This is a genomic window from Trinickia sp., from assembly GCF_035492435.1.
Classification (GTDB): Bacteria; Pseudomonadota; Gammaproteobacteria; order Burkholderiales; family Burkholderiaceae; genus Trinickia.
On the sequence record NZ_DATJJF010000226.1, the window covers coordinates 1 to 4,389 of the forward strand.

The 4,389-nt window shown below is 59.9% G+C and carries 4 protein-coding genes and 1 pseudogene; 3 read left to right on the forward strand and 2 right to left on the reverse strand.

Going from position 1 to position 4,389, the window contains the following annotated elements:
- Positions 1-289: pseudogene (locus VL598_RS16335) on the forward strand (ABC transporter); the annotation flags it as partial.
- A 267-nt stretch (positions 290-556) separates the two neighbouring features.
- Here the strand turns inward: VL598_RS16335 and VL598_RS16340 are convergent.
- Positions 557-1,486, reverse strand: coding sequence for a class I SAM-dependent methyltransferase (locus VL598_RS16340; protein WP_325327770.1), 930 nt, complete (start codon positions 1,484-1,486; stop codon positions 557-559).
- A gap of 231 nt (positions 1,487-1,717) precedes the next feature.
- On the opposite strand from VL598_RS16340, the gene VL598_RS16345 reads away from it, so the two are divergent.
- Positions 1,718-2,014, forward strand: a complete 297-nt coding sequence (locus tag VL598_RS16345) for a hypothetical protein (protein WP_325327771.1) — start codon at positions 1,718-1,720, stop codon at positions 2,012-2,014.
- Positions 2,015-2,224: 210 nt separating this feature from the next.
- Here VL598_RS16345 and VL598_RS16350 read toward each other — a convergent pair whose 3' ends face one another.
- Complete coding sequence (locus VL598_RS16350) at positions 2,225-3,349, reverse strand: LacI family DNA-binding transcriptional regulator (RefSeq protein ID WP_325327772.1); 1,125 nt, start codon at positions 3,347-3,349, stop codon at positions 2,225-2,227.
- Between the two features lie 173 nt (positions 3,350-3,522).
- On the opposite strand from VL598_RS16350, the gene VL598_RS16355 reads away from it, so the two are divergent.
- The coding region (locus VL598_RS16355) for an MFS transporter (protein ID WP_325327773.1) at positions 3,523-4,389 on the forward strand (867 nt) is incomplete at its 3' end.

A 4,389-nucleotide genomic window follows, 5' to 3' on the forward strand; every position in this document is an offset into this window, starting at 1 on the left:
GCTCGTGTTGTGCATGATCGTGTGGCAGCGTCCCAACCTGCTGCTGCTCGACGAGCCTACCAACCACCTGGACCTGGCCACACGCGAAGCGCTAGGCATGGCACTCAACGAATTCGAAGGCACCGTGATGCTGGTCAGTCATGACCGGTCCCTGCTGCGCGCCGTATGTGACGAGTTCTGGCTCGTCACCAAGGGTGGCGTCGAGCCCTTCGACGGCGATCTGGACGATTACCAGCAGTTCCTGCGCGATGAAGCCCGTCGTATGCGCGAGCAGGCTGCGGGGGAGTAGAGGGGCATCGCCTGAGTTGCCCCTGGCAGTTTCAGCCCCGACGAAGGCGTCGTTGACGACTGACAGTGGGGTGCCTATGCCGTCGAGCCTGACGACCGGGGTGAAGGCGAGAGCGGGCATCGGCGTCAAGGTGGTACCTCGCGCCGCGGCAAGCCATCGGCGCTACATCACTGGACGCAAGCACCGCGGGCAAACCAGGCACGGACGTCCAATCGGACACGAACGACTGAAACCCTGGACCGCGCGCCGGTATAGAGCGTCGAACGGCTACGGCTTTTTCGCCGTCAGGAATGCAACACGCGCCGCGCCAAGCTGTTTGCCGCTTTCAAAAAGCTCTCGCATCCGGCATTCCAGATAGGCCCGCTCCTCTCGCGTGAATTGCTTGTCGAGAATATCTGCGAGCGGGGGCGCCAACGGGTGAGGCGAGGTGCGGAGAAAAGTCTCCCACGGCAGACTGTTCTCGGTTTGCACGTCGATATGCAGTTCGAGATGAATGTCGGTAAATCCCGCATCGATCGCATATCGGACAAGATCACGTTCGCCATAGTTTGTGATCGGGAGCAAGCGGGCTTTCTCCTCGGTATCGGGGTACTGTGCAGCCCGGCATCGAAGGAGCAGCGCAAAGAACGGGTCATCCGTCGCGATCGAACCTTGGTCGACCAGCTTCCTGAGCATGCAAACCTCGAACGCTTCGTCACGCAAGATCGGTTCCGCGATCGCGAAACGGCCACCCGGTTTGAGAATGCGATAGAGCTCGCGCATTGCCGCGGGCTTGTCCTCGACGTACGCGAGGGCCGCGCGCATCGTGGCCGCATCGATGGTGGCGTCGGCGATACCTTCCAGCTTCTCGGCGGAATAGTGCAGATACGAACACTGCTCGCTCACACCGAGCGTTTTCGCGATCGCTTCCGCGTGCCGGAGCAGTGGCGCGGAAATATCCGTCATCAGCACGCGGAGCGACGCGCCGCTTCGCTCGATCGCCCGAAGACCTACGAGTCCGTCGCCACTTCCGATGTCGGCCAACGTCATGCCGGGAGCGAGGCCGACGAAATCCAGGACACGGTCCACGTCTCTGGTGATTTCGACGCGAATTCTGTCGTCATAGGAACGATCGTTGCCATGACGCAGACTGAGTAACCATCTGGACCAGTTGTCGTGAGTAGTGTCGTTCGTGAGTGGAGACAGAATCATGTTCATCAGGGAGCGTGAGGCGCGCCGGATAGTACCTGCGGATCCTGAAGAAAATCTTAACGAAGCGATATTTATGAGCTCAGAAATAGCCTTGATTTTCAGATGATCGAAGCGTTTCTTAAGATCTTATGGAAACCTTAAATGATCGCGATGTTACATAAAAAATACTGCTTAAGTATTCGAAAGTTCCTCCGTTAATCAGGCGCCGTTAGCGGCATTTATCTTGGAGAACTTCTCATGACGATTCAGGCAGTTTCCAACCAACCGGCCGCCACGATGGCAGTGGCGACAAGCGCGAAGTCACAACAGACGAGCGCTACCACTCAACCGGCCAGCGCGACGCAGTCTTCTTCGAATACGACGACTCAGGCTTCACAGTCGTCGGCTTCCTATACGGTCAGTATCAGTAATGCCGGACGCGCCGCAATGGCTGAGGCTGTCGAAACGTCGGTGCAGACCGCGCAGGAAGCCAGCAAGGGAGACCATCAGGCGCAACGTCTGCTGGCGAAGGAGCAGGCACATAAAGTAGCGTGACGATCGAATACGCACAGTAGCAGCGAAACGCGCCAGCACTTTGGGCTTGCCTTACGTTTCAAAGTCTGGCGCTGGCCAGGTCTATTGAACCTGCGTATGGTTCGCTTGCACGTCGCAGGTTCAATGCGACGTGCTTTTGCGTAGCTGCGAGTTGATGTTCCCCAATGGCGTTCGTATCTGTGTTTCTCAAACAGGATCTAACGAACATCTTTAAAAGACCTTTTCACCACCCCGTCGTCGATTTCGACCTTGTGGTGCTTCTGGTTCGGACACGGCAATGCGTGATGATGTATCCGCACTCACCACAGCCATCACCCCACAACTAGCCCGCGGTTCAAACCAGGTCGGCAGGCTAACAGTTTCCGGCTCGCCCGGTGCTTCGATATGCGACAACAACAACTGCGCCGCGCGCGCACCCAGTAGCGACGAATCACGCATCACCGTTGCAATCGCAGGCTGATGGAAACGGCAGAGAGGAACATCGTCGCAACTGACAAGCGACAGATCCGTGCCAATCTTCAATCCTCGACGATGCACTACCTCCAGCGCGCCTTCCAGCAACTGATTTCCGCCAAGCACGATAGCGCTTGGCGGCCGTTTGAGGGAGAGCATCTCTTCGACTGCGATCTTTCCATGCTCCGGCGAAAGCGTGCCTCGATGGACGATCAGATTGCGCTTCAGGCCGAACGAATCGAACGCGTCTTCCATCGCGCGGATGCGCTCGCGAGTAGGGCGCACATCACGGCCGACCACCAGACCCAGCCGTCGATGGCCGCTCTCCAGCAAATGCCGTGTGGCTGCCCCGATACCCTGGTAGTGATCCGAGAGCACGTAATGCGCGGGAATATTGTCGGGAAACGTGCGGTCGATGATCACGACCGGCGCCTTCACATTGCGTAGCGCCGCGAGCGTGGCGGGATCGTCTTCGAGTGCGGGCAACAGAATGAGCCCGTCTACCTGCCGCTGCATCAGTACGTCGATCCGCTCGGCATCGACACTCGGCACGCCGCCGGAGTTGGTCAACAGCACCGAAAACCCCGCGACTGTCAGCACGCTTTCCGCGCCGCCGACAATCGACGCGATGAGCGGGTTGGTGATGTCGGACACGACGAAGCCGATCGAACGGGTCGCGCGTCGTCTGAGACCCTGCGCGAGCGCATTGGGCGTGTAGCCGAGCGCTGCCGCGGCGTCGAGCACGCGCTGGGTGAGCTGCGGACTCGAGCCGGGCTGTCCCGACAGCACGCGCGACACCGACGCGATTCCCACGCCGGCCAACGCCGCCACCGCCTTGATTCCGGGGCGTCCCTTCGGATCGCCCGGCGCATTCTCATTCATCGATTCGAATCTCCTCTTGACACGCTAGTCTACAACGACTACCTTCTGGAAACGTTTCCCGGAAACGTTTCCAGACAGCGAGACAAAGCCGACGCCGTTTTCCGAGGCGGTGTTCATCATGGAGCGAGACAAGCGCACCGCCACGAGCCGTGCGCATCAACACGAGGTGATACGTGGACAGCGCAGCACGCATGACGCCGGACATCCGGCGAGCGGTACGCAACGCAATATTGAGCGCGATCGTGGGCACGGCGATGGAGTGGTACGACTACTACCTCTATGCCACCGCCGCGGCGACGCTCTTCAATCACCTGTTTTTCCCGTCGTACGACCATTTGACCGGCACGCTGCTCGCGTATGCGAGCTTTGCGATCGGTTTCATCGTGCGCCCGGCCGGCAGCGTGATTTTCGGCAGGCTCGGTGACAGGATCGGGCGCAAGGCGGTACTGATCATCACGCTGCTGCTGATGGGCGGCTCGACCACGCTGATGGGTCTACTGCCGACATACGCCGCGATCGGGGTATGGGCACCGTTGCTGTTGTGCGTGCTGCGTGCAACGCAGGGGCTCGGGTCGGGAGCGGAGTACGCGGGCGCCGTGCTGATGGTCATCGAGTATGCGCCGGCGAAGCGTCGTGGCCTGTACGGCTCGCTGCCGTATATCGGTGTCGCGCTCGGACTGTTGATGTCGCTCGCGACTTTCCATCTTTCGTCATTGATGTCGAAGGACGGCTTCGAGGCTTGGGGCTGGCGCATCCCGTTCCTGTTGAGCGCGGTTGTCGTCGCGCTCGGCTTGCTGTTGCGCAGCCGGTTGAAGGAAACGCCGGTCTTCGAGGAACTCCGCCGCAAGAATGCAGTTGTGCGCGCGCCGCTGACGGAAGTGTTCCAGACTTCGCTGCGTCCGATGCTCTGCGCGTGGGGCGCGCGTCTCGGCGACAACTCGCTCGCGTATATCTACGAATCGTTCGTGATTGTCTATGTGACGCAGCAGTTGCACATGTCGCGCGACATCATCGTGACCGCGTTGATGTGGAGCACAGCG

What these genes read in the sequence shown, in the direction of transcription:
- VL598_RS16340 (WP_325327770.1), bottom strand. Translation starts at nt 1,486, where the DNA reads ATGAACATGATTCTGTCTCCACTCACGAACGACACTACTCACGACAAC.
- VL598_RS16345 (WP_325327771.1), top strand. Translation starts at nt 1,718, where the DNA reads ATGACGATTCAGGCAGTTTCCAACCAACCGGCCGCCACGATGGCAGTG.
- VL598_RS16350 (WP_325327772.1), bottom strand. Translation starts at nt 3,349, where the DNA reads ATGAATGAGAATGCGCCGGGCGATCCGAAGGGACGCCCCGGAATCAAG.